Source organism: Streptomyces sp. NPDC001450 (genome assembly GCF_053597295.1).
In genome coordinates, this window is the sequence record NZ_JBSFHY010000012.1 from 116,942 (window position 1) to 138,826 (window position 21,885).

A 21,885-nucleotide genomic window follows, 5' to 3' on the forward strand; every position below is an offset into this window, starting at 1 on the left:
GGCTCCCGCGAGGGGAGCCGGGCCTTCGTCGTCAGTACGACCGGGACCTAGTCGAGGTAGTCGCGCAGCACCTGCGAACGCGACGGGTGGCGCAGCTTCGACATGGTCTTGGACTCGATCTGACGGATGCGCTCACGCGTCACGCCGTAGACCTTGCCGATCTCGTCGAGGGTCTTCGGCTGCCCGTCGGTGAGACCGAACCGCATGGAGACGACGCCGGCCTCGCGCTCGGACAAGGTGTCCAGAACGGAGTGCAGCTGCTCCTGCAGAAGCGTGAAGCTGACGGCGTCGGCGGGGACGACGGCCTCGGAGTCCTCGATGAGGTCACCGAACTCGCTGTCGCCGTCCTCACCCAACGGGGTGTGGAGCGAGATGGGCTCACGGCCGTACTTCTGGACCTCGATGACCTTCTCCGGGGTCATGTCGAGTTCCTTGGCCAGCTCCTCCGGGGTGGGCTCGCGGCCCAGGTCCTGGAGCATCTGGCGCTGCACACGCGCGAGCTTGTTGATGACCTCGACCATGTGCACCGGGATACGAATGGTGCGGGCCTGGTCGGCCATGGCGCGGGTGATCGCCTGACGGATCCACCAGGTGGCGTACGTGGAGAACTTGTAGCCCTTGGTGTAGTCGAACTTCTCCACCGCGCGGATCAGACCGAGGTTGCCCTCCTGGATGAGGTCCAGGAAGAGCATGCCGCGGCCTGTGTACCGCTTGGCCAGGGAGACCACCAGACGGAGGTTGGCCTCCAGGAGGTGGTTCTTGGCGCGGCGGCCGTCCTCGGCAATGATCTCCAGCTCGCGCTTCAGCTTCGGGGCGAGCTTGTCGGCGTTCGCCAGCTTGTCCTCGGCGAACAGACCCGCCTCGATGCGCTTGGCCAGCTCGACCTCCTGCTCTGCGTTGAGCAGGGGGACCTTGCCGATCTGCTTGAGGTAGTCCTTGACCGGGTCGGCGGTGGCACCGGCTGCGGCGACCTGCTGGGCGGGAGCGTCGTCCTCGTCCTCGTCGGACAGGACGAAGCCCGCGCTCTCGGCGCCCTCGGGCTCGTCGGCGACCTTGGTGTCCTCGAGGACCTCGTCCTCGATGAGCTCGACGTCGTCCTTCTTGGCCGTGGCCTTCTTCGCGGCCGTCTTCTTGGCGACGGTCTTCTTCGCGGCCGCCTTCTTGGCGGTCGTCTTCTTGGCTGCTGCCGCCTTCTTGGCGGGTGCGACTTCCTCGGCGGGGTCGTCGGCTGCCGGGACGGCGGGCACAGCCGGGGCGGCCGTGGTGGCGGTGGCCTTCCTGGTGGTCACCGTCTTCGCCGCGACCGTCTTGGTGGCGGTGCGCTTCGCCGGGCTCTTCGCTGCGACGCTCTTTCGGGTGCGCTTGGGCTCTGCTGCACTGACCATCAGCGTCACACCCTCTTCCTCAAGGATCTGGTTGAGGCTGCGCAGTACGTTCTTCCACTGAGTGGCCGGAATCTGGTCAGCTTCGAAGGCCCGACGCACATCGTCGCCGGCGATCTGCCCCTCAGCCTTTCCCCGCTCAATGAGCGCCATGACAGAGACGGACTCGGCGATCTCCGGCGGGAGCGTACGGGATGTGCTGGCCGACACGAACAACCTCTCGGAACGTTGGAAAACGGCTTCCGGCCCCGTCCACAGCGGACAGGAGCCGACCACCGGCCTGGGGATGGGCCGACGGAGCGGGCGGGGGCCGGGAAGATGCACAGCGCCTGTCATGGCGTCCGTATTCCCTCCGCGGCTGTCACCTCTTAGGTCATCGCGCTGCTCCCGCGAGCGTTACGCCCAATCTGCGTGGCCCGAGTCACACCCCGTAAGCGGTCAAAGACGGTCAGACATGGACAGAGGAGATCGCTGTTGTGTCGGCCGGGACCGCTCCGCTGGCATGGGCGGCCCGCCGCGTCGCCGGACCCCGCCGGATTTCCAAGAATCCGGCGGGGTCCGGCGACGGCCGGTTCCCAAGCCCGGCGCCGCCACGAGAACCACGAGAACGCGGCACACTGGCGACCGCACCGCCTTCGGTACGGGTCAGTGCTCGCGCGGGGCTGGAACCACGCGCTCCACCTCGGGGTGGACGGTGAGCAGTTGACGCATGGCCGACTCCGCCGCCGTACCGTCGCCGGTGCCGAGCGCGTCGACGATCCGCGCGTGCAGGGCGAGGGAGGCCTCGTTCGGCCGGTCACAGCCCGTGACCGGTCCGCCGGAGACCTGGAGGGCGGCCGAGACGATCCCGGAGAGGTGCTCCAGCATGCGGTTGCCCGCGATCTGGATGAGCAGCGCATGGAACTCCGTGTCGGCGCGCGAGAAGGTCAGCGCGTCGCCCTGAGCCATGGCATGGCTCATGATCTCGACCATGTCGGACAGGCGCTGCTGCACCTCCTCGCGTCCGTGTCCGGCGGCGAGGCGGGCGGCGAGCGGCTCGATCGTCCAGCGCAGCTCGCTCAGCTCACGGCGCTGGTCGTCGCGCTGCGGCCCGAAGGCCCGCCATTCGATGATGTCCGGGTCCAGGAGGTTCCAGTCGCTGACGGGACGCACGCGCGTGCCGACGTTCGGGCGGGCGCTGACGAGGCCTTTGGCCTCCAGGACGCGGAGGGACTCGCGGACGACGGTGCGGGAGACCTCGAAGCGCTGGCCGATCTCCTCGGGCACCAGCGGGCGGTCCGCGCCCAGGTCGCCGGAGACGATCATCTGACCCAGCTGCTGGACGAGTTGACCGTGCAGTCCGCGTCCGCGGCTGCCCGCGGCGCGCCGGCTCACGCGGCCCAGCTCGGGGTCCACTCCGTCCCAGGCGGGCACTCCGACGCGGTCGGCCACCGGGGCCTCGGCGTAGGGGTAGCGGTCGAGATCGCCCGGGCCGGCCAGACCAGAGTCTGCGGAGCGGGCGGCGGTCATCATGGTGTGCGCAAGGGTACTCACGGATCCTTTGTCGGCGCCGCCTCCAACTCCCTTGAGGTCTTTGGTGAAAAGCACACGAAAGGGTGATCGCTCACCCCGTCGCAATTGACGCCTTATCGGAAAGAAACGGGCTTTCTCCGGGGAGTTGTGGGCACAGCAGGACCGCAAGCGTACGGACGATCGTCATCGGACCCTGGCGCGAAGCGTCGTGACCAGATACGCGCACAGCAGCGCCACCAGCGACAACGTCATTGCGCCACCCACGGGTTGGGCGATGACCCGGGCCATGGCGAGCAGATACCGCTCCCCTCCGAAGGGCCACTGCAACAGCAAGACCTCCCGCATCCGCACCGGGAAGCCGGCCGCCATCCGCGCGGTGGGCCCCTGCAGCGCCTGGTGCACGGCAGGCACGACGAGGACGGGTACGGCGAGGACGGCGGCGAGGCCCGCCGTCGTGGACCGGAAGACGCCAGCCGCCAGGACACCGGCCCATGCGCAGCCGACGACCAGCCCGAGCCAACTCGCACTGAGCGAGAGCCAGTCCGAGGGAACTCTTGTCAGCTCCCGTCCGTAGACGAGATAGAGCGCTTCGGCATCGCAGCCCAGGGTGAGGAAGGCCAGCATCAGGGCGGTGGCTCCGGAGACGAGGAGTTTCGCGGTGAGCAGCCCCAGCCGACGGGGCACGGTCCCGCGGTCCGCCGCCAGCGCGGGGTGGCGGAACTCGTCTCCGAAGGCCAGCGCACCGAGCAGGCCCGCCGCGAGCGCCGTGGGAGGCAGCGGCAGCTCCCGCGGCCACGCCGCGAACAGCCGCTCCTGCGGGGTGTGACCGAGCCTCGCCAGGAGCACGGCGGTGAGCGCGGACACCACCAGCACGGCCCCGCAGGTGAGGAATCCGGTGCCGATTCCGGTGGCGCGCCGGAGTTCGTAGCGCAGGGGGCGCAGGGGGCTGCGGGCGGGGCGGACGGAGATGGAGGGCGGGAGGGAGGACAGAGCGTCGAGGGCGAGGGCGGCGTCGGCGCGCGAGCGTGCCGGTTGCCCGGCTCGCCCGGCCCGGGGTTGAGGGCTGCTCGGTCTCCGGGCGTCTGGATTCCGAGCGCCGGGGACGGTCGTGCCGACCGCCAGCGTGCCGACCGTGGTGGTGTTCGCGGTGTCGGCTTCCGCTCCCGGGTCCGCGGAGGCCTCCGGGGAGTCGACCTCGAGTGCGGCTGCGAGGGGGCGGACGTCGGCGGCGATCACAGGCGCACCGGCGTGAGCAACCGCCTCGGCATCGCCGCCCGCTCCGTCCGCGACGGCGGAGGCCGCACCCGGGGACGTACGGTCAGCCCCCGGAACGGCGCCGAGCGGCGTACGGCCGGTTCCGGAGACGGTGTCGGCCTGCGACGGCCCCTCCACCGGGGTGCCTTCGGCGAGCCTCATGCGACCCGGCACGGAGCTGCGGCCAGGAACGCTCCCGAGCGGCGGCCACTCCTCGCCGACACCCCGCTCCGGCTCCGGCTGCCGCTCCCGCTCCGGCGTCGAGACGCTGGACACCACGCGCTCCTGGTCCCCGGACGCGAGACCGGACACCGCTCGCGCAGGTGGAGCGGCCCAGTCCTCCGCCGATGAGCCGGACGCGGCTTGCGCCGGCCCCTCCGGCGAGCAGTCCGCCACGACCTGTTCCGGCCCGGCCGCCACTTCCTCATCGGCCGCTCCCGCCTCGCCCCCGGCTCCTGCTTCCGCGCTCGGCCCCATGTCCCCGACCTCGTCGGCGAGCTGGTGGACGAGAATGCCGTGCCGGAAGGCGGTCTCGCCGACATCGGCGGTCGTACTGCCGTACACGGAGAGACGGTTGCCGCCCTCCCGTACGACCTCGACGGACCGCTGGTCGGTTCGTGCCTCCTTGGCGAGCAGGGCCGCGAGGCGAGCTGCGTGGGGGCTGCGGACGGCCACGCGCGGACGCAGTCGGGTGCGGGCGAACTCCTTGGCCTCCTGGTCGGCGACGATCCTGCCGCCGTCGAGGGTGACGACCCGGTCGGCCTCGCGCGCGGCCTCCTTGGAGTCGGCGGTCGTGAACAGCACCGTGCCGCCCTGTGTCGCGTGTGCGCGCAGCATGCCGTGCAGCCAGCGCGCCTCGCGGGCGGAGAGCCCGTCGGCCGGATCGTCCAGCACGAGCGTGTGCGGGTCGGGCAGGAGGGCGCAGGCCAGCCCGAGTCTGCGGTCCATACCGCGGGACAGGGTGCCGAGGCGTTCCTCGCGGAGGCTGACGAGGCCCACGACCTCGAGGACCTCGTCGGCGCGCCGGGCGGGAACTCCTGCCGCCGCGCACAGCATGCGCAGATGCCCGCGGACCGATCGGGCCGGATGACCGGGTACGTCACCGAGGAGCACGCCGACTTCCCGAGACGGGTGGGCGATCTGATGCAGGGGCCGATCCCTGAAGTAGGTGATGCCGCGGCCCTGTTGGAGTTCGAGCATCAGTCTGAGCGCGGTCGTCTTGCCCGCGCCCTCCACCCCGAGGAGCACGGTGACACGGCCGGCGGGCGCCTCGAAGGAGACGTCGTCGACGGCAGGCGGGTGACCCTTGCGGGGGTTGCTGGTCAGTCCGAGAGCCTGGATCACCTGCAGCAAGATAGCGCGGGATGTCTGGTTTTTCGGGTATCGCCTGATCTGTTCTTCGGTGGCGCGCAAGTCGAAGGGGACTTTTGTCCGCCGTTCGATGGATCAGACCTCGGGACGGAGCATCGGAGGGTTGAGCAGGGTGGCGCCGCCGGCTCGGAAGAGCTGGGCCGGCCGCCCGCCCTGGCGGGTGGTCGTACCGCCGGTCGGAACCAGGAATCCGGGCGTTCCGGTGACCTTGCGGTGGAAGTTGCGCGGGTCGAGGACCACGCCCCACACCGCCTCGTAGACCCGGCGCAGCTCGCCGACCGTGAACTCTGGCGGGCAGAACGCGGTGGCCAGCGACGAGTACTCGATCTTGGAGCGCGCCCGCTCGACCCCGTCGGCGAGGATCTGGGCGTGGTCGAAGGCGAGCGGTGCCACGGGTTCGCCGTCGCGGCCGTATCCGCCCTGCTGGAGCAGTTCCTCGACCGGTGCCCAGCGCGCGTTGCTCGCATCCCCGCCGGCCCGGGGTGCGGGCAGGTCCGGAGCGAGGGCGAGGTGCGCGACGCTGACGACCCGCATCCGGGGGTCCCGCTTCGGGTCGCCGTAGGTGGCGAGCTGTTCCAGGTGGGCGCCGTTGTCCTGGGCCGGAACCGAGGGATCGTGGGCGCGCAGCCCGGTCTCCTCGGCCAGCTCACGCGCTGCCGCCTGGGACAGGTCCTCGTCGGCCCGCACGAAGCCGCCGGGCAGCGCCCAGCGCCCCTGGAACGGCGGCTCGCCCCTGCGTACCGCCAACGCGCACAGGGCATGGCGGCGCACGGTCAGCACGACCAGGTCCACGGTGACGGCGAAGGGTGGAAAGGCTGACGGGTCGTAGGGCATGCGGCGATCATAGTCGTCTGCCTGACGATAAACACTCCCTTCGTCGACCGCGCAGGCGGCGGATCCGCTTCGTTCCGGTATGGGGCCAGAGCGGGCTCCCGTCCGTCGTGGCAGTCGCGTCGTGCGAGGTCACACTCCCAATTGCAGACCGTCCGCCGCCTCCTCGACCATGGCGAGTCCCAGTCGGCTGACCCGCACGGCGAAGGGAGCGCCCGCGACGCGCAGCCCCGTCAGACAGATCTCGCCGAGGGGAGCGCTCTGCACCGGGCGCAGGGTGACGGTGCGGGCGGGGGCGTCGGGCCGGATACCCGCGAGCGTGGCGAGGACCAGGACCGCGGAGGCAGCGGCGGTGGCCGCCGGACGGCAGGCCGCCGGGTGCGGGAGAGGAGCGCTCCCGGCAGAGCGCTGCTCCCCCGCGAACATCTCCGGCAGCCGGTGACCGAAGTGCTCCGCTGCCTCCAGCAGCCCCCTGAGCAGGCCGCTCGCCTCCTTCTCGTAACCGGCGGCGGCCAGTCCGGCGACGGCGAGCGCGGTCTCGTGGACCCGCACGGCTCCGGTCCGGTGGCCGAACGGATTGTGTCCGGCCTCCTTGGTCCCGAGACCGCGCAGCCCCCAGCCCGCGTCCATCGCCGGACCGCCGAGCAGCCGGGCGAGCTGTTCGGTCCGCGCCTTGTCGAGCAGGCCGGGAGCGAGCCGGCCGGCGCCGAGCAGACCGGTGTCGAGCAGGTGCACGGCGGCGGAACCCAGGTGCGCAACGGGCCGGCCGTCCGGCGCCAGGGCCACAGCCGGGCGTCCACCGCCGCGGTCCTCGACCCAGAAGTCCGTTCGGAACGCGTTCCGCACCGCCTGGGCCCACTGTCTTAACTCCGAGCCCCCTGGCCTGCCGTACGCGTCGAGGAGATCGGCGCCGAGGACAGCGGCGCGGTGGGCGTGGGCCTGCGTCTCGCAGCGGACCGGACCTCCCGGCTGCGGGTCAGGGAGGTAGGTGCCGTCACCGACAGTGGTCCGCAGCCAGGTCAGGCAGCGCTCGGCGGCGGGCAGCAGTTCCTGTGTCTCCTGCCCGGGGAGTCCCCAACGGCGGGCCTCGGCGAGCAGGACGGGGAAGAGAAGCGTCGCCTCCGTGCCAGTGCAGGCCGGCGGGAGGAGGGCCCCGGCGTCGCGCCGCGGACCGGGGATCAGGCCGGCCTGTGGGCCCGGGCCCGGAAGCTGGACGCGGGCGAGGGTGCGCAGCGTGCCCGCGGCAAGCCGGGTGCCGAGAGGCAGCGCCATCCGGGCCGCGGCGAGCGCCTCGGCCGGGGCCATGCCGCAGCGCCAGGGCGCGCCCGCCGCGAGACAGGTGTCGGCGGGATGCGCGGGGTCGCGCAGCAGCAGGGCCTGGAGGTCGTCGACAGCGGCCCGGAGCAGGGCGGCCACCCGCGGGTCGTCGCCTGCCGCCCGGGCGGCCGCGAAGGGGCTCGTCGCAGCCTGGCCCATGGCGCGCAGCGGTCCAGCCCCGTCCGGGCGTACTCGTAGTTCCACGCTCGCCGTTCCGTCCGGAGGCAGTTCCAGCTCCCAGCGCAGCAGCCCGGCGGAGGCCAGTGCGTCGGCGGGCGGGGGGTACGCGGTGACACAGGCGCCGCCACCGGCCGAGGACCAGCGCAGGCCCGAGTCATGGACGCCGGCCGGGAGTTCGGGGCCCGTCCTGCCGGAGGCGATGGCACCGAGGTCCGCCAGGTCCGTGCCGAGGGCGACCTCGAACGGGAGGCGGAGAGGGCGTGGGGTGGCGTTGTGGAGTGTCACGCGCTCGGTTCCGTCGGCGTTGCGGGTTCGCTCGACGACGACGTCGGGATCGGGTCCCACTCCGGGGGAGACACGGAGTGTCCCGACGAAGCGAGCCCGGTCGGCCCCGGTCATCCTGGCCTGCACCGCGAGCGGTTCGCGCCCGGCGATGCGGACCTGGCACCGCGAGAGCAGGCGTCGGCCGCCGCGGTAGAACCCCTCCAGTCCCCGGCCGGCCAGTTGTCCCTGTTCGCCGGAGATGGCGAGGCCCGGCAGGGCGACGCAGATCAGGGCGGTGTGCGTGGGCGGCAGGTCGGGAGCCGGCCGGGGCGTCGGGTACGGCGTGCGCGGGGAAGCGCCGGGAGCCGGTGCGGTGGTGGGGCGTCGTGACCGGTTCGTGGGGTGGGCTGAGCCTTGGAGAGGGCCGTCGACGACTGGAGGGATCGGAGATGGCCCCGGGGGTGACGGCGGCTTGGCAACGCCGATGACGTCCGGTGCGATGGTCCCGGCACCGGGCTGTCGGAAGGGCATGTGCCCGACCTCGGGCGGGTGGTTCTCGGCGGCGGAGGGCCGAGTCGGCTGCTGATGCATGCGGTGGCTTCTTCTGCACTCGGTGCGCCTCGGACGTGCTGCGCGCGCAGTGGAGCGCCCGGAGGGACAAGGGTCGTACGGCGGCGCGGCCCGTTCAGGCGTTCCGCCACTCAGGTGAACGGGGAGGGGCTTCTCCTGGTCACGCCTCGCATCGGGCAAGCCGACCGAATGGCGGCGTGGCGGGCGGGAGCCCGGCAAGGGACCTGTGCGGAAGAAGGGGCTCATCCCCCGCCGCTGCGTCCCGGCGCTCATCCGTCCCCCTCGGTCTCCCGCTGACCGCGTGCCGCCGCGGTGTCGCGGCTCGGCCCCTCACCGGAACGCGAGCGCCTCCCGCCCGACTTCGTGCTGCCGGGCCGCGAAGGTCCGCCGGCCGCCGATTCGGGATGGGAGCCGGTGGACCGCCGCCGAGCGTCCTCCCCTCGCGGCGGACGAGGACTGCGGTCGCCGCCCTCCGCGGCCCGCGTTCGGCGACGGCGCCGAGGGCCACCGGTCCGCGAGGCGCGCTCACCATGGCGACCTTCCGTCCGGGCGACTGCTCCAGGGCCTGCGACGACCGCGTCCGAAGGTGTGCCCGGGTTCGCTTCCGCTGCCGAATCCGACTGCTCCGCGCTGTCCGTCCGGGCATGCCCCGCGCGTTCCGCACGCAGGCAGCGGCGGACCGACTCGGGGTCGAGTCCTTCGTTGCAGGCCTGGTGGAGGAGGCGGGCGAAGAGATAGTCGGGGTCCGCGCCCAGTGCCATCGCGAAGGCCTCCCGGGCTTCCAGCTCGTCGCCGGTGGACCAGGCGACCCAGCCCGCCAGGGTGAGCGGGGCGGCGGCGTGCTCGCCGTACGGCCCGACGCAGCGGCGGGCCAGTGCGCGCCAGAGCCGCAGAGCCGGACCGGCCTCGTCGCCCTCCATCCAGGCGGCCGCCCGGTCGCGGGTCGTGCGGTCCTGGAGCCCGAGGATCAGCGTCGCCGCCTCGTCGTGGGTGAGCAGTTCGTCGTCGCGGAGGTCGGCCGGGTGCGTGCCGGACACCGGCGCTGCCGCGGCGAACCTGTGAATGATCAGCTCGGCCAGATCGAGGGTTTCCTCCGCCACACTCTGCCGGGCCGCGTCGTCCAGGATGCGGGGCACCAGGGACATGCCGGCCGCGTCCAGGGCGACCTCCTGCTCCAGTGCGGCGCTGGTCTCCCAGGGCAGCAGCCTGGCCCGCAGCTCACGGAGCGTGCCGCGCACCTGGATCCCCGCGTAGGTGGCCGCGGCGGCCAGCACCGAGGTGCCGGGCAGGCCCATCGGCGTTCCGTCGTCGGGACAGCATCCTTCTACCGCGCAGCTGTAGGACCAGAAACGGCCGTCCGAGATGCACAGGGCCTCGACCACGGGTGCGTCGAGGTCGCCGCACTCGGTGCGCAGCTGGGCGATCAGTGGCTCGAGCCGGAGCATCACGTCCCGGCCCGTCTCGCCCTGTCCCGGTTCCTGGCAGACGTAGGCGACCATCTGCTCGGGCCGCCTCCCGCGTCGCTCACTGCTGGTCACCAACCCCCGGACCAGCTGCTGTACGGCCTCCTCCCAGTCCTCCGCACCTGCGGGGATGCCCAGCCGGGCCCGGCCGCCGAACCTGCCGCGGCCTTCCCGGTCGTGCAGGGCGACCAGCACGATGCTGTCCTCGGGTCGGTAGCCGAGCAGGTAGGGCAGGGCGTCGGCCAGCTCGGCCGGGGTGCGCAGAGTGACCTGGGTGTCGTGCGCGGACTGCTCGTTCAGCGGCTCTCGTCCCGCGATGTCGCCGTTTTCGAAGGATCCGGCCGTTTCGCTGTGATTCGTCATGCGCAGACGATCTCGCGGATCACGAGATTCCGGTTGAGCCTGTGGATAACTCGAATCAGGGACACGACAAGGCCGGCCCCGGCCGTCGGCGCTCCGTCCACAGCTGGACCCTCGCGGTCGTCCGCTCGCGACCGGCGCCCGCCCGATTATCAGTCGCGTCCTGTTGTATGGGACGTATGGAGCACACGAGCAACGCGGACCTCCGGGCACAGGCCGACGCCGTCCTCGCCCGGCTCGTCGGGGACACCACGGGCACGGCCCGGCTGCGCGAGGATCAGTGGCGGGCGATCGAGGCGCTGGTCGCCGACCGGCGCCGGGCCCTGGTCGTGCAGCGCACGGGGTGGGGCAAGTCCGCGGTGTACTTCGTGGCGACCTCACTGCTGCGGGCCAGAGGCGGCGGACCCACGGTGATCGTCTCGCCGCTGCTCGCGCTCATGCGCAACCAGGTTGAGGCCGCGGCCCGCGCCGGTATCCACGCCCGGACCATCAACTCCTCCAACACCGAGGAGTGGGAGGCCGTGCACACCGAGATCGAGACCGGCGAGGTCGACGTGCTGCTCGTCAGCCCGGAGCGGCTGAACAACCCCGACTTCCGCGACCAGGTCCTGCCCAAGCTCTCCGCGGCGACCGGACTGCTCGTGGTGGACGAAGCCCACTGCATCTCAGACTGGGGCCACGACTTCCGCCCGGACTACCGCCGGCTGCGCACCATGCTCAGTGACCTTCCGCCGGGTGTCCCGGTGCTGGCCACCACCGCCACGGCCAACGCGCGCGTGACCGCCGACGTCGCCGAGCAGCTCGGCACCGGCGGCTCCTCGGACGCCCTGGTGCTGCGCGGGCCGCTGGACCGCGAGAGCCTGAGCCTCGGCGTGCTGCGGCTGCCCGACGCCGCACACCGGATGGCCTGGCTCGCCGACCACCTCGACGACCTGCCGGGCTCCGGCATCATCTACACCCTCACCGTGGCCGCCGCGGAGGAGGTCACCGCTTTCCTGCGGCAGCGCGGGCACGCCGTCGCCTCGTACACGGGCCGGACGGAGAACGCCGACCGGCAGCAGGCCGAGGACGATCTGCTCGCCAACCGGGTCAAGGCGCTGGTCGCCACCTCCGCGCTCGGCATGGGCTTCGACAAGCCGGACCTCGGATTCGTCGTGCACCTGGGCTCACCGTCCTCCCCCATCGCCTATTACCAGCAGGTCGGCCGCGCGGGCCGTGGCGTCGAGCACGCCGAGGTGCTGCTGCTGCCGGGCAGGGAGGACGAGGCGATCTGGGAGTACTTCGCGTCGCTCGCCTTCCCCTCCGAGGATCTGGTGCGCCGCACTCTGGACGTCCTCGGCCGGGCGGGCGGGGCCATGTCGCTGCCGGCGCTCGAACCCCTGGTGGAACTGCGTCGTTCCCGACTGGAGACGATGCTGAAGGTCCTCGACGTGGACGGAGCGGTGAACCGCGTCAAGGGCGGCTGGACCGCGACCGGGCAGCCGTGGTCGTACGACGTCGAGCGCTACGACTGGGTGGCACGGCAGCGCAAGGCAGAGCAGCAGGCGATGCGCGAGTACGCGTCCACCACGGACTGCCGGATGGAGTTCCTCCAGCGCCAGCTCGACGACGAGGGCGCCAAGCCCTGCGGCCGGTGCGACAACTGCGCGGGACCGCGCTTCACCGCCGACGCGTCCACGGCGGCCCTGGACGCCGCACGTGTGGACCTGCGCCGGGCCGGGGTGGAAGTGGAGCCCCGCCGCATGTGGCCGACCGGTCTCCCGGCGATCGGCATCGACCTCAAGGGGCGTATTCCGGTCGGTGAACAGGCCTCGCCCGGGCGGGCTCTGGGTCGGTTGTCGGACATCGGCTGGGGCAATCGGCTGCGGCCCCTGCTGGCACCCCAGGCCCCGGACGCACCGGTGCCGGACGACGTGGCGCGAGCCGTGGTGGAGGTGCTGGCGGACTGGGCGAAGGGCCCCGGCGGTTGGGCCTCCGGTGCGGCCGACGCGCAGCCCCGGCCCGTGGGTGTGGTCACCGTCGCCTCGCAATCCCGGCCGACGCTGATCCACTCCCTCGGCGCCCGCATCGCCGAGATCGGCCGGCTGCCGCTGCTCGGCTCCGTGGAGTACGCCGGCGACGCGTCACGGGTGTCACGCAGCAACAGTGCCCAGCGTCTGAAGGCTCTCGACGGCTCGCTGACGGTGCCGCCCGACCTCGCCTCGGCGCTCGCCGAGGCCCGTGGTCCGGTCCTGCTGGTGGACGACTTCACGGAGACCGGCTGGACCCTCGCGGTCGGGGCACGGCTGCTCAGAAGGGCCGGCGCCGGCGATGTGTTGCCCCTGGTGCTGGCCGTCCAGGGCTGACCAGCCGTGGTGCGCCGGCGCCCGGGCCGACGCACGCACGTGCCGCGGTCGAACGCCACAGGGGTCATCAGGGGTACTTGTGGGTAGGGATATAAGCCACGCACCACCAGATAACAGTCGGTGGCCCCAATTGCTCGTTGCCGCATCCAAGTTCGACAGGAAGAATTGAAGTCCGCTCCCCGCACGGCTCGGTCCGTGATCCGGCTGGGCTTTGCTGCGGTGCGCGGTCCCCCGAATCCGACCTCGCCCGCAGTGTGGGCGCGTAGCCGAAGGGAGGAACGTGACCTTCGGATTCGCCTCGTCCTCGGCGGCCTCGTTGTCGACGTCCGCGTCCGCCGCTTCCGCCAGTCGCCTGCTCGAGCCCGCGGAGTGGGCAGCCGCCGGAATCCCCCTGCTGCGCAACCCTCGTGAGGTCGTCAGCGGACTGCACGCCCGTCATCGCCCCAAGCCGTCCATGGCGATCGTGGCCGTGCTGGATCCCGACGAACGGCTGTGCGCCAGCGCCTCGTTCCTGCGTCGGCCGGCGTCGGCCGACGGCTGGATGTTCCGCAACGCGCTGCTCGCCCAGCTCCGCCGGGTCATTCCGCACGACCTGCGCCGCCGCACCCCGGTGCGCACCGCCGTGCTGCTCTACTGCCGCGAGGGCGACGCACGTTGGACCGAGGAGGACGGCGCCTGGATGTGGGGGCTGCGCGACGCCTGCACCCTGCACGGGCTGCGCTGCGGGGCGTACATCACGCTGACCGGTGACGGCTGGCAGGTGCTCGGTGAGGGGCGCGGCGGACGCCGGCCCAACACCCACTCGCAGCCGGAGCCCTTCGCCATGACGGAAGTCCCACCCCTGGCACCTCGCACCGGCGGCCCGGTCTCCGAGGTGCTGCGCCGCGCGGCTGCTCGCTGAAGGCCCGGCTCCGGGTTCGGCCGCTACGAGTCACGCGACACCGTGGCTCGTACGCGGTGCGGCACGATCCGCACGGCACCCGCACGATCCAGCGACACCCGGACGCACACCCTTCACACGGCCGCCCAGATGGTCCGACAGGCGGCCGTCCCCCGTGCAGGGACGGCCACCGCCAGTCATCCGGCCATGCCGAGGGCCGCGCCGTGCGGATGCCCTCCGAACTGCCTTCGTCGCCTCGACACCCCAGGGTGCCGGACGGGACTCAGACGCCCGCGCCCAGCCCCGAGTTGATCTGCTGCGGGTCGCCGCAGACGATCAGCAGCGCACCGGCCCGGGAGTGGGCCAGCGGGAGGGCGGTGGCGGCAGCGGCGGCGGAACCGCCGTTGACGGCCACGACGACCACGGGGCGGGACGCGGCACGGGAGGCGACGGCGGCGTCCGCGTAGAAGACGTCGTCACCGGCCGCGTGCTGCGCCCAGTAGGAGGCTTCACCGAAGGACAGCTCGTGCTCGGCCCACGGGTGCTGGGCACCGGTGGTGATCACCAGCACGTCTCCGGGGGCACGGCCCGAGTCCAGAAGCCGGTCCACCGCCTCGTCGGCTGCGTCGAGCGCACCCTCGGCCGAGGCCGGGATCAGCTGGATCTGCGGGGTCGCCGCCGGGGCGGCGGGAGCGGCCGGGCCCGACGGGCCTGGCTTGGCCGGAACCACGTCACGCTGCGTCCGCTGCACCGGCGGCGTGGGCCGCAGAGGGCCGGGACGACCGGGGCGCGACGGAGCCGCGGGGCGGGGGCCGGGTACGGGGCGGGGGGTCGGCGCGGTACGGCCGCTAACGGGCGTGGCGCGGGGACCCTGGGCACTCTCGTGAATCTGAGGCTCCTCGGGAATGAGAGGCATGAGCTGATATTTATCAAACATTGGTGCGGCGCGGGCGACCGGGTGGCACATCAGTGCGAGCGGAACCGTCAGAAGTCGAAGCCGAGCTGACCCTCGATTTCCGGAGCGCCTCCGTCCGCCCAGCTGCGGATCTTCTTGAGATGCCGCCACTGGGGCAGCGCATCAAGATACGCCCACGACAAGCGGTGGTACGGGGTGGGTCCCCGTACCTCCAGTGCGGCCTTGTGCACGGGCGACGGATACCCGGCGTTGTCCGCAAATCCGAAGTCTGCATGGTCGATACCCAGTTCGGCCATCATTTTGTCGCGCTGAACCTTGGCGATCACCGACGCCGCCGCAACGGCCACGCACGACCGGTCGCCCTTGATCACCGTGCGCACCTTCCACGGGGCACCGAGGTAGTCGTGCTTTCCGTCGAGGATCAAGGCGTCGGGGCGGACCGGCAAGGTGTCCAGGGCGCGGACGGCGGCGAGCCGCAGTGCGGCGGTCATGCCCAGGTCGTCGATCTCCTCGGGGGAAGCATGCCCCAGGGCATAGGCCGTCACCCACGACTGGAGTATCTCGGCCAGTTCCGTGCGTCGCTTGACGGTCAGCAGCTTGGAGTCGGTCAGGCCCTCGGGCGGCCGACGGAGTCCGGTGATCGCCGCGCAGACGGTGACGGGCCCTGCCCAAGCGCCCCGCCCCACCTCGTCGACACCTGCAATGACCTTCGCTCCGGTCGTGGCGCGCAGGGAGCGCTCGACGGTATGAGTGGGCGGTTCGTACGGCATGGCGCCCTTAGCGTACGCCGCCCGGATCCTCGCGCGACACCCCAGGCCCCCCGGTCGGCGCCGAGGTCACCGGCGGCCGGGATCAGGCGCCGTGCGGCCGCAGCAGCGGAAGCATCAACTGGTCGATCAACTCTTCGAGATCCTGATCGCTCCATTCGCTGCCGCACATCTTCGAGCGGTACATCATCATCGCCGGGATGGCGTCGAAGACGTAACCGTTGGCCGCGTCGGACCGCACCTCTCCCCGCCCTATTCCACGGGCGACAACTTCGCGCAGCAGCTTGATGGTCGGCTCGACCACCCCTTCGTAGATCACACCGTGGAAGCGCTCGACCTGCGCCGGATCGCATTCGTGAATCACTGCGCGCAATGCGAAACCGGGGCGCGAGAACATGGCGTCCCGCGCTCGCCGACACAAGGCCAGTAGGTCCTCACGCACACTGCCGAGGTCGGGCACCTCCTCGAAGCGCGGCAGTCCGGCCTCGAGCGCATCGGCGACCAGGTCCTCCTTGGAGGGCCAGCGACGGTAGACCGCGGCCTTGCCGGTCTGGGCGCCGGCCGCGACACCCTCCATCGTCAGGCCGTTCCAACCGACCGTGCTGAGCTGCTCCAGGGCGGCGTCCAGGATCGCACGCTCGAGCACCGCACCGCGCCGACGAGGGGAAGCCGTCTGAGCAGGAGCGGCCGTCCAGCGCGAGGTAACCATCTGAGTTTCTCCAGCATGCAAGGGGAAGCGGGGGTTCCGGGGCGGGACCGTGTCGCGCCGCAGCAAGGGGGACGCAATACGCGACACAGGATTAAGTGAACGCTTGCGTTCACTGTCGGGGACTCACTACCGTTGACGCGACAGTGAACGCGAGCGTTCACTAACACCTTTGTGGGGGACCCATAGTGACGACCTCTCAGCTCATCCAGGAACAGAAACCAGGAGCGGCCCGCCGGGAGGGGCATCCCGGCATAGCGCTCACCGTCATCGCGGCCTGCCAACTCATGGTGGTGCTCGACGCGACGATTGTGAACATCGCGCTCCCGCACATTCAAGACGCACTCAAGTTCAGCACGACGGACCTCACTTGGGTGGTCAGCGCCTACACACTCACCTTCGGCGGTCTGCTGCTCCTCGGCGCGCGGGCCGGTGACATCCTCGGCCGACGCCGGGTGTTCATGACCGGCATCCTGCTGTTCACCTTCGCCTCGCTGCTGGGCGGCCTGGCCCAGGAACCCTGGCAGCTGCTGGCCGCACGCGCCCTGCAGGGTGTGGGAGGCGCGATCGCATCGCCCACGTCGCTCGCGTTGATCACCACCACCTTCCCCGAAGGCCCCGAGCGCAACCGGGCGTTCGGTGTGTTCGCCGCCGTGTCGGCGGGCGGCGGTGCCATCGGTCTGCTCGCGGGCGGCATGCTGACCGACTGGCTCGACTGGCGGTGGGTGCTCTTCGTCAACGTGCCCATCGGCGTGCTGATCGCCACACTCGCGCCGCTGTACATCAGCGAGTCCCAGCGGCACCCGGGGCGGTTCGACATCGCGGGTGCGCTGACGTCGACGGCGGGCATGGCATCGCTGGTGTACGGGTTCATCCGCGCCTCGGAGGACGGCTGGCGGGACGGGCTCACCGTCGGCTCGTTCGCCGCGGCGGTGGTGCTCCTGCTGGCCTTCGTCTTCACCGAGCTGCGGGCGAAGGAACCGATCACCCCGCTCAAGATGTTCCGCGACCGCAACCGCTCGGGCACCTACGTGGTCATGCTGAGCCTGGCAGCGGCGATGTTCGGCATGTTCTTCTACATCGTGCTGTTCGTCCAGAACGTGCTCGGCTACAGCCCGATCAAGGCCGGCCTGGCCTTCCTTCCCGTGACGGTCGCCATCGCGATCGGCGCGGGTCTGTCGCAGCGACTCCTGCCCACCCTCGGCCCCAAGCCGTTCATGATGACCGGCTCGGCGCTCGTGGCGATCGGGCTGTTCTGGCAGACCTTCATCACCCCTGACAGCTCCTACCTCGGCGGGGTGCTGGGCCCGATGCTGGTGTTCGGCTTCGGCATGGGCCTGAACTTCGTGACGGTCACCGTCACGGCGGTCTCCGGTGTCGCCCAGCACGAGGCGGGGGCGGCCTCCGGGCTGCTCAACGCCACGCAGCAGGTCGGCGGCTCGCTGGGCCTGTCCATCCTGACGACCGTCTTCGGCTCGGCGAGCACGGACGAGGCCAAGAAGCAGCTGCCGAAGTTCCTCGCACAGGGCACGCCGGAGCAGAAGGCGCAGTTCGCCAAGACGCACCAGCTGCCCGCGCCCTGGGGGAGCGAGGTGCTCGCCCACGGCATCTCGATCGCCTTCATCCCGGCCGTGGCGATGGCCGGACTCGCGTTCCTCACCGCCTGGATGGTGATCAAGGTCCGCAAGAGCGACCTCGAAGCCCTCGCCGGGACGGCGGGCCCGGGCATCGGCTGACCTCAGCACGACGACCGGCACTGCCCACCCCCCTGACTCCGGTCTGCCACCTGCCCGAGCCGAGCCCTCGTTCGGCTCGGGCAGGTGGCGGATACCAGGACAACGGGCGACAGTCACGCAGAGTTCCCGGCGGGCACGGAGAGTCGCAGAGACGGTCTTCAGCAGCCTTCGGGTACCCAGTCCGGCAGCGCCTCGGTCCGCTCCACCCACTCCGCGGGCGGCGCCCCCGCCTTGGCGGACGCGAGCACACCACCCACGATCGCACAGGTGGTGTCCACGTCCCCGCCCACCTGGGCGGTCGTCCAGAACGCCGTCTCGAAGTCGGCGAGGGACCGCGCCGCGGACCAGAGCGCGAAGGGGACGGTGTCATGGGCGCTCGTACGGCGTCCGCACCCGAGGACGGCCGCGACCGTGCCCGCGTCGCCGTAGTCGAGCATGTCCCGGGCGCGGCGCAGCCCGGCGCCGACGGCGCTCTTCGGCACGAGGGCGATGACGCCGTCGAGGAGCTCCTCGGGGCTGGGCGGGCCGTCCGGCGAGGCGGCCAGTGAAGCGGCCGCGGCGACGGCCATCGCGCCGACCACGGCCTCACGGTGCTGGTGCGTGGGATACGCCGAGATCTCCGCCTGGTGGGTCGCCTGCTCCGGATCGTCCGCGTACCAGGCGCCCAGGGGCGCGATGCGCATCGCGGCGCCGTTGCCCCAGGAGCCCTGTCCGTTGAAGAGGCCCGCGGCCAGCTCACGCCAGTCCTGGCCCTCCCGGACGAGGCGGAGCAGCCGGTTGACGGCGGGGCCGTAGCCCCGGTCGAAGTCGTGATGCGCGGCGAAGGAGCGGGCCAGTGCGTCCTGGTCGAGGCGCTGGTGGGCGGCCAGGACGGCCACCACGGAGCAGGCCATCTCCGTGTCGTCGGTCCACTGCCAGGGGCCCGCCGGCGTCTCGCGGCGCTTGAGCAGGGGGTAGTTCACCGGAACGAAGAACTGCGAGCCCAGCGCGTCCCCCACCGCCAGTCCGCGCAGGCTGGCCAGGGCGCGCTCCAGGCGCCGGAAAGAAGAGTCAGCGGTCATCGCCCTGCCACTCTATCCGGTGACCCAGTACGGCACCGGGTCCCGCCAGCGCTCGAAGGGCCGGTCGAGGGTGTACTTGTCATCATCCCCGAGAACGAGCATCCGCATCTCCGCGTTCCCGGGGTTCGACAGCGACTCGAATTCCGCGACCGTCCAGTGGAACCAGCGCATGCAGAACAGTCGCATCGCGAGTCCGTGGGTCACCAGGAGCACGTTCGGCGGATGGTCCGGGGCCTCGAAGCTGCGGAACAGGCTCTCCAGGAAGCCGCCGACCCGGTCGTACACGTCGGCGCCGGACTCCCCCTGCGGGAAACGGAAGAAGAAGTGGCCGTACGCGTCCCGGTACGCCTTCTGCAGGCGTACGTCGTCGCGGTCCTGCCAGTTGCCCCAGTCCTGCTCGCGCAGCCTGGGCTCCTCCCGCACCCGTATGAGGTCGGGGTCGAGGTGGAAGGCGCGCAGGGTCTCGTGCGTACGGCGGTACGGGGAGACGTACACGCTCACACGTTCCCGGCCGAAGAGTTCCCGGAGCGTCTTGCCGGTCTCCTCGGCCTGCCGCCAGCCGCGTTCGGTCAGCGCGAGAGCGTGGTCGGGCTCCCGCTCGTACACGGAGTCATCAACATTGCCCGTTGACTCGCCGTGCCGGACAAGGACGATGCGCCGTGGTCGTGCCATGCCAAAACCCTAGATCGTGCCGGGGACGGTCGAGCACTCGTACGGGCCCCATACGGCGTAGGTCACACGAATCCCGCGTATGGAACCGCTCCCGACGCGCAATTCAAGCATTTGATTTTCCAACTATCTCAGACCGTCCAGGACGGTTCCAGCTCCACGATGTCGCCGGAGAGAGCGGCGATGTCCGCCTCCGTCTGGGCGCGCAGGGCGAGACGCTCCACCCGCTCGGTGCGGTACTTGCCGTGCTCGGCCGCCGACCGCCACATGGACAGGACCAGGAACTCGTGCTCGGGTGCCTCGGCGAACATGCCCCGGATCATGCCGGGCGAGCCGGCCATCGCGGGGTTCCAGACCTTCTCCTGCATGAGGGTGAAGTGTTCGACGCGCTCCTCGTGCACCCGGCAGAGGGCCACACGGATCAGGTCCGAGTCGGTGAACCGGGGCTCGAAGCCGGTCTTCACGTCGAAGCGGTACTCGAACAGCTTGACCTGGGCGTCCTTGAACGTGCCGGACTGGGTGGCCGCCAGGCGGTCGTGGGAGCGGGCCATGAAGGAGTCGTAGAAGGCACGGCTCTCCCAGAAGGCGAAGATGTGCGCCACTCCCGGCCGCTGCCGGCTCCAGCCTCCACCCTGCCCCCGAAATCCCGGCTCCCCCAGAAGCCCCGCCCATTTCCGCTGCCCCCGCTCGAAGCCGCGGCGGTCCACCACGGTGCAGCGAATCCACTTGACCAGCACCGCGCCATCGTAAGGCCACCGGGCGTGGCGTCGGTCACGCTCCGGCGGAGATCGCCCGCGCATACGCCCCCGCGCGCGTGGCACGATGAGCAAGGAACCCCGGCTTCAAGGGAGTTGGGAAAGAAGGATCTCCAGGGGGAAGGGGAAGCCCGGTGACCGGCTTCAGCAAGGGAAACCGCAAGATCGAGGTCGCCCTCAAGTGGGACCCCAGTCCGGCGGGTCAGCCGCCCACCGACCTCGACATCGTCGCCGCGACCTTCGTGTCCGGTGACCCGTACGGAACTCCGGCCTATCTGGTGCACCACGACAGCCGCTCGCCGGACGGCACGATCTTCCTCAACCGGGACAGCACGGACGGCAAGGGATTCGGCTGGGACGAGGTCATGACGCTCGAACTGGACCGGCTCGACAGCCGGTACGCGCGCGTGGTGGTCGGTGTCGTCATCCAACAGCAGTCCGGGCCCAGGACATTCGTCGACGTGCTCAATCCGGCCATGCGCGTCCGTGAGGGCTACACCGTGCTCGCCGAGGACGACTTCGGCTCGGCCTTCGGGGCCACGGCGGCCACGATCGCCGAGTTCGTGCGGGACGAGTCCGGCGGGTGGACCTTCCGCGCCGGTGTCCACGGCTTCGACGAGGATCCGGCCACCTTCACCCGGGTCATGGGCAGGGTGAACCGGCACTGACGCTCAGGCCGTGTAGGGGGCCACGATCGCGAGCGTGCGGGCCAGTTCCTCCAGGACAGCCTCGCGGTGGGTGAGCGAGCGCGGCGACTCGTCCGTGTTGCGCCTGCTCAGCCCCCGGTCGGCCAGGACGTAGAGCATCCGCAGCGTGCGCATGGCGTTGGAGGCCCAGGCCGGCACCGGGCCGGGCTCGCCGGTGCGGAAGGCCGCCGCGACCGGGGCCAGCCAGCGCACCGAGCCGGCCTCGGTGAGGGCGGGGTGGACGAGGATCTGCGCGAGCGCGTAGGCGAGACGGTCGTCCTCCTGCGCGTCGAAGAGGTGATCCGTGGGCGCCAGCAACCGGGCCGTGGCCAACTCGGCGAGCGGCTCGGGCCGCTGGCCGGGGTGCCGGGCGAGTGCCGCGAGGAGATCCGCTCCGTGGGCGACGGCGTGCACCCAGCCCAGGTCCGGGTCATGGCCGCGCAGATCCGTTTCCGCGGGGTACCAGTCCGCGAAGGCGTCCCACCACTGCGGCCGCCAGTCGCCGGTCCCCACGATCCGGGCGAGAACGAGCGGCGCGAAGCTGCGCGCCTGCACAGCCGGGTCCTTCAGATGAACGGTCATACGGTCGCCGAGCCGGCCGCGCTCCCCCGGACCGAGCGCCGGTATCCAGCGGACGGCCGCGAGGTAGGCGCCGTCGTCGCGCACCACGGGATCGGGTGAACGAAGGTCCTCGGCCAAGGCGTCGAGGGCCGTGGCCCGGTCCGGCTCAGGGAGGTCTCGGATGTCGACGTCGTACCGCTGGGGCATGGTCATGATCGGAGACTACGGCGTCCCGCTCACCCCGGAGAAGCAACCAGAAAGGTAAGGGGCGCCGGCCCATGGCCGGCGCCCATTACCTC

17 protein-coding genes are annotated in these 21,885 nt (G+C 71.5%); 4 read left to right on the plus strand and 13 right to left on the minus strand.

The window, feature by feature from the left end; translation table 11 throughout:
* Window positions 1–47 precede the first annotated feature (47 nt).
* From ACWC5O_RS15825 to ACWC5O_RS15850, 6 genes are all read right to left on the minus strand, one after another.
* Window positions 48–1,592 (minus strand): RNA polymerase sigma factor, encoded by a 1,545-nt coding sequence (locus ACWC5O_RS15825; protein WP_450586952.1) that lies wholly within the window; start codon window positions 1,590–1,592, stop codon window positions 48–50.
* A gap of 435 nt (window positions 1,593–2,027) precedes the next feature.
* Complete coding sequence (locus ACWC5O_RS15830) at window positions 2,028–2,915, minus strand: FadR/GntR family transcriptional regulator (RefSeq protein ID WP_450586950.1); 888 nt, start codon at window positions 2,913–2,915, stop codon at window positions 2,028–2,030.
* 162 nt (window positions 2,916–3,077) lie between these two features.
* Window positions 3,078–5,492: an ATP-binding cassette domain-containing protein gene (locus ACWC5O_RS15835; RefSeq protein ID WP_450586948.1), complete on the minus strand. Its 2,415-nt coding sequence runs from the start codon at window positions 5,490–5,492 to the stop codon at window positions 3,078–3,080.
* A 102-nt stretch (window positions 5,493–5,594) separates the two neighbouring features.
* Window positions 5,595–6,353 (minus strand): NUDIX hydrolase, encoded by a 759-nt coding sequence (locus ACWC5O_RS15840; protein ID WP_450586946.1) that lies wholly within the window; start codon window positions 6,351–6,353, stop codon window positions 5,595–5,597.
* Window positions 6,354–6,482: 129 nt separating this feature from the next.
* Window positions 6,483–8,702: a glycogen debranching N-terminal domain-containing protein gene (locus tag ACWC5O_RS15845; RefSeq protein ID WP_450586944.1), complete on the minus strand. Its 2,220-nt coding sequence runs from the start codon at window positions 8,700–8,702 to the stop codon at window positions 6,483–6,485.
* A gap of 248 nt (window positions 8,703–8,950) precedes the next feature.
* Window positions 8,951–10,507, minus strand: a complete 1,557-nt coding sequence (locus ACWC5O_RS15850; RefSeq protein ID WP_450586943.1) for a DUF4192 family protein — start codon at window positions 10,505–10,507, stop codon at window positions 8,951–8,953.
* Between the two features lie 176 nt (window positions 10,508–10,683).
* Between ACWC5O_RS15850 and ACWC5O_RS15855 the strand changes: the two genes are divergently transcribed.
* Together ACWC5O_RS15855 and ACWC5O_RS15860 are read left to right on the plus strand one after the other, a co-directional pair.
* A complete protein-coding gene (locus tag ACWC5O_RS15855) occupies window positions 10,684–12,849 on the plus strand; it encodes a RecQ family ATP-dependent DNA helicase (protein ID WP_450586941.1) in 2,166 nt (721 codons plus the stop codon).
* A gap of 280 nt (window positions 12,850–13,129) precedes the next feature.
* On the plus strand, window positions 13,130–13,750 hold the full coding sequence (locus ACWC5O_RS15860) for a hypothetical protein (RefSeq protein WP_450586939.1): 621 nt from the start codon (window positions 13,130–13,132) through the stop codon (window positions 13,748–13,750).
* Window positions 13,751–14,012: 262 nt separating this feature from the next.
* Here the strand turns inward: ACWC5O_RS15860 and ACWC5O_RS15865 are convergent, their stop codons facing one another.
* The 3 genes from ACWC5O_RS15865 to ACWC5O_RS15875 all read right to left on the minus strand — a co-directional run bounded on the left by ACWC5O_RS15865 (window position 14,013) and on the right by ACWC5O_RS15875 (window position 16,121).
* Window positions 14,013–14,645, minus strand: a complete 633-nt coding sequence (locus ACWC5O_RS15865; protein WP_450586937.1) for a hypothetical protein — start codon at window positions 14,643–14,645, stop codon at window positions 14,013–14,015.
* A gap of 68 nt (window positions 14,646–14,713) precedes the next feature.
* Window positions 14,714–15,415 carry a ribonuclease HII gene (locus ACWC5O_RS15870; protein WP_450586935.1) on the minus strand — a complete coding sequence of 234 codons (702 nt, stop codon included), beginning with the start codon at window positions 15,413–15,415 and terminating at the stop codon, window positions 14,714–14,716.
* An 82-nt stretch (window positions 15,416–15,497) separates the two neighbouring features.
* Window positions 15,498–16,121 (minus strand): TetR/AcrR family transcriptional regulator, encoded by a 624-nt coding sequence (locus ACWC5O_RS15875; RefSeq protein WP_450586933.1) that lies wholly within the window; start codon window positions 16,119–16,121, stop codon window positions 15,498–15,500.
* Between the two features lie 185 nt (window positions 16,122–16,306).
* Here ACWC5O_RS15875 and ACWC5O_RS15880 point away from each other — a divergent pair, with 185 nt between their 5' ends.
* Window positions 16,307–17,854, plus strand: a complete 1,548-nt coding sequence (locus ACWC5O_RS15880; protein ID WP_450586931.1) for an MFS transporter — start codon at window positions 16,307–16,309, stop codon at window positions 17,852–17,854.
* Between the two features lie 158 nt (window positions 17,855–18,012).
* Here ACWC5O_RS15880 and ACWC5O_RS15885 read toward each other — a convergent pair whose 3' ends face one another.
* The 3 genes from ACWC5O_RS15885 to ACWC5O_RS15895 all read right to left on the minus strand — a co-directional run bounded on the left by ACWC5O_RS15885 (window position 18,013) and on the right by ACWC5O_RS15895 (window position 20,321).
* Complete coding sequence (locus tag ACWC5O_RS15885; protein ID WP_450586929.1) at window positions 18,013–18,915, minus strand: ADP-ribosylglycohydrolase family protein; 903 nt, start codon at window positions 18,913–18,915, stop codon at window positions 18,013–18,015.
* Window positions 18,916–18,927: 12 nt separating this feature from the next.
* On the minus strand, window positions 18,928–19,587 hold the full coding sequence (locus ACWC5O_RS15890; RefSeq protein WP_450586928.1) for a histidine phosphatase family protein: 660 nt from the start codon (window positions 19,585–19,587) through the stop codon (window positions 18,928–18,930).
* Between the two features lie 128 nt (window positions 19,588–19,715).
* Entirely contained in the window at window positions 19,716–20,321 is a 606-nt protein-coding gene (locus ACWC5O_RS15895) for a YdbC family protein (protein ID WP_450586927.1), read from the minus strand.
* A gap of 152 nt (window positions 20,322–20,473) precedes the next feature.
* Here ACWC5O_RS15895 and ACWC5O_RS15900 point away from each other — a divergent pair, with 152 nt between their 5' ends.
* Window positions 20,474–21,007, plus strand: coding sequence for a TerD family protein (locus tag ACWC5O_RS15900; RefSeq protein WP_450586926.1), 534 nt, complete (start codon window positions 20,474–20,476; stop codon window positions 21,005–21,007).
* 3 nt (window positions 21,008–21,010) lie between these two features.
* Here the strand turns inward: ACWC5O_RS15900 and ACWC5O_RS15905 are convergent, their stop codons facing one another.
* Entirely contained in the window at window positions 21,011–21,799 is a 789-nt protein-coding gene (locus ACWC5O_RS15905; RefSeq protein ID WP_450586924.1) for a DUF2785 domain-containing protein, read from the minus strand.
* Window positions 21,800–21,885 lie beyond the last annotated feature (86 nt).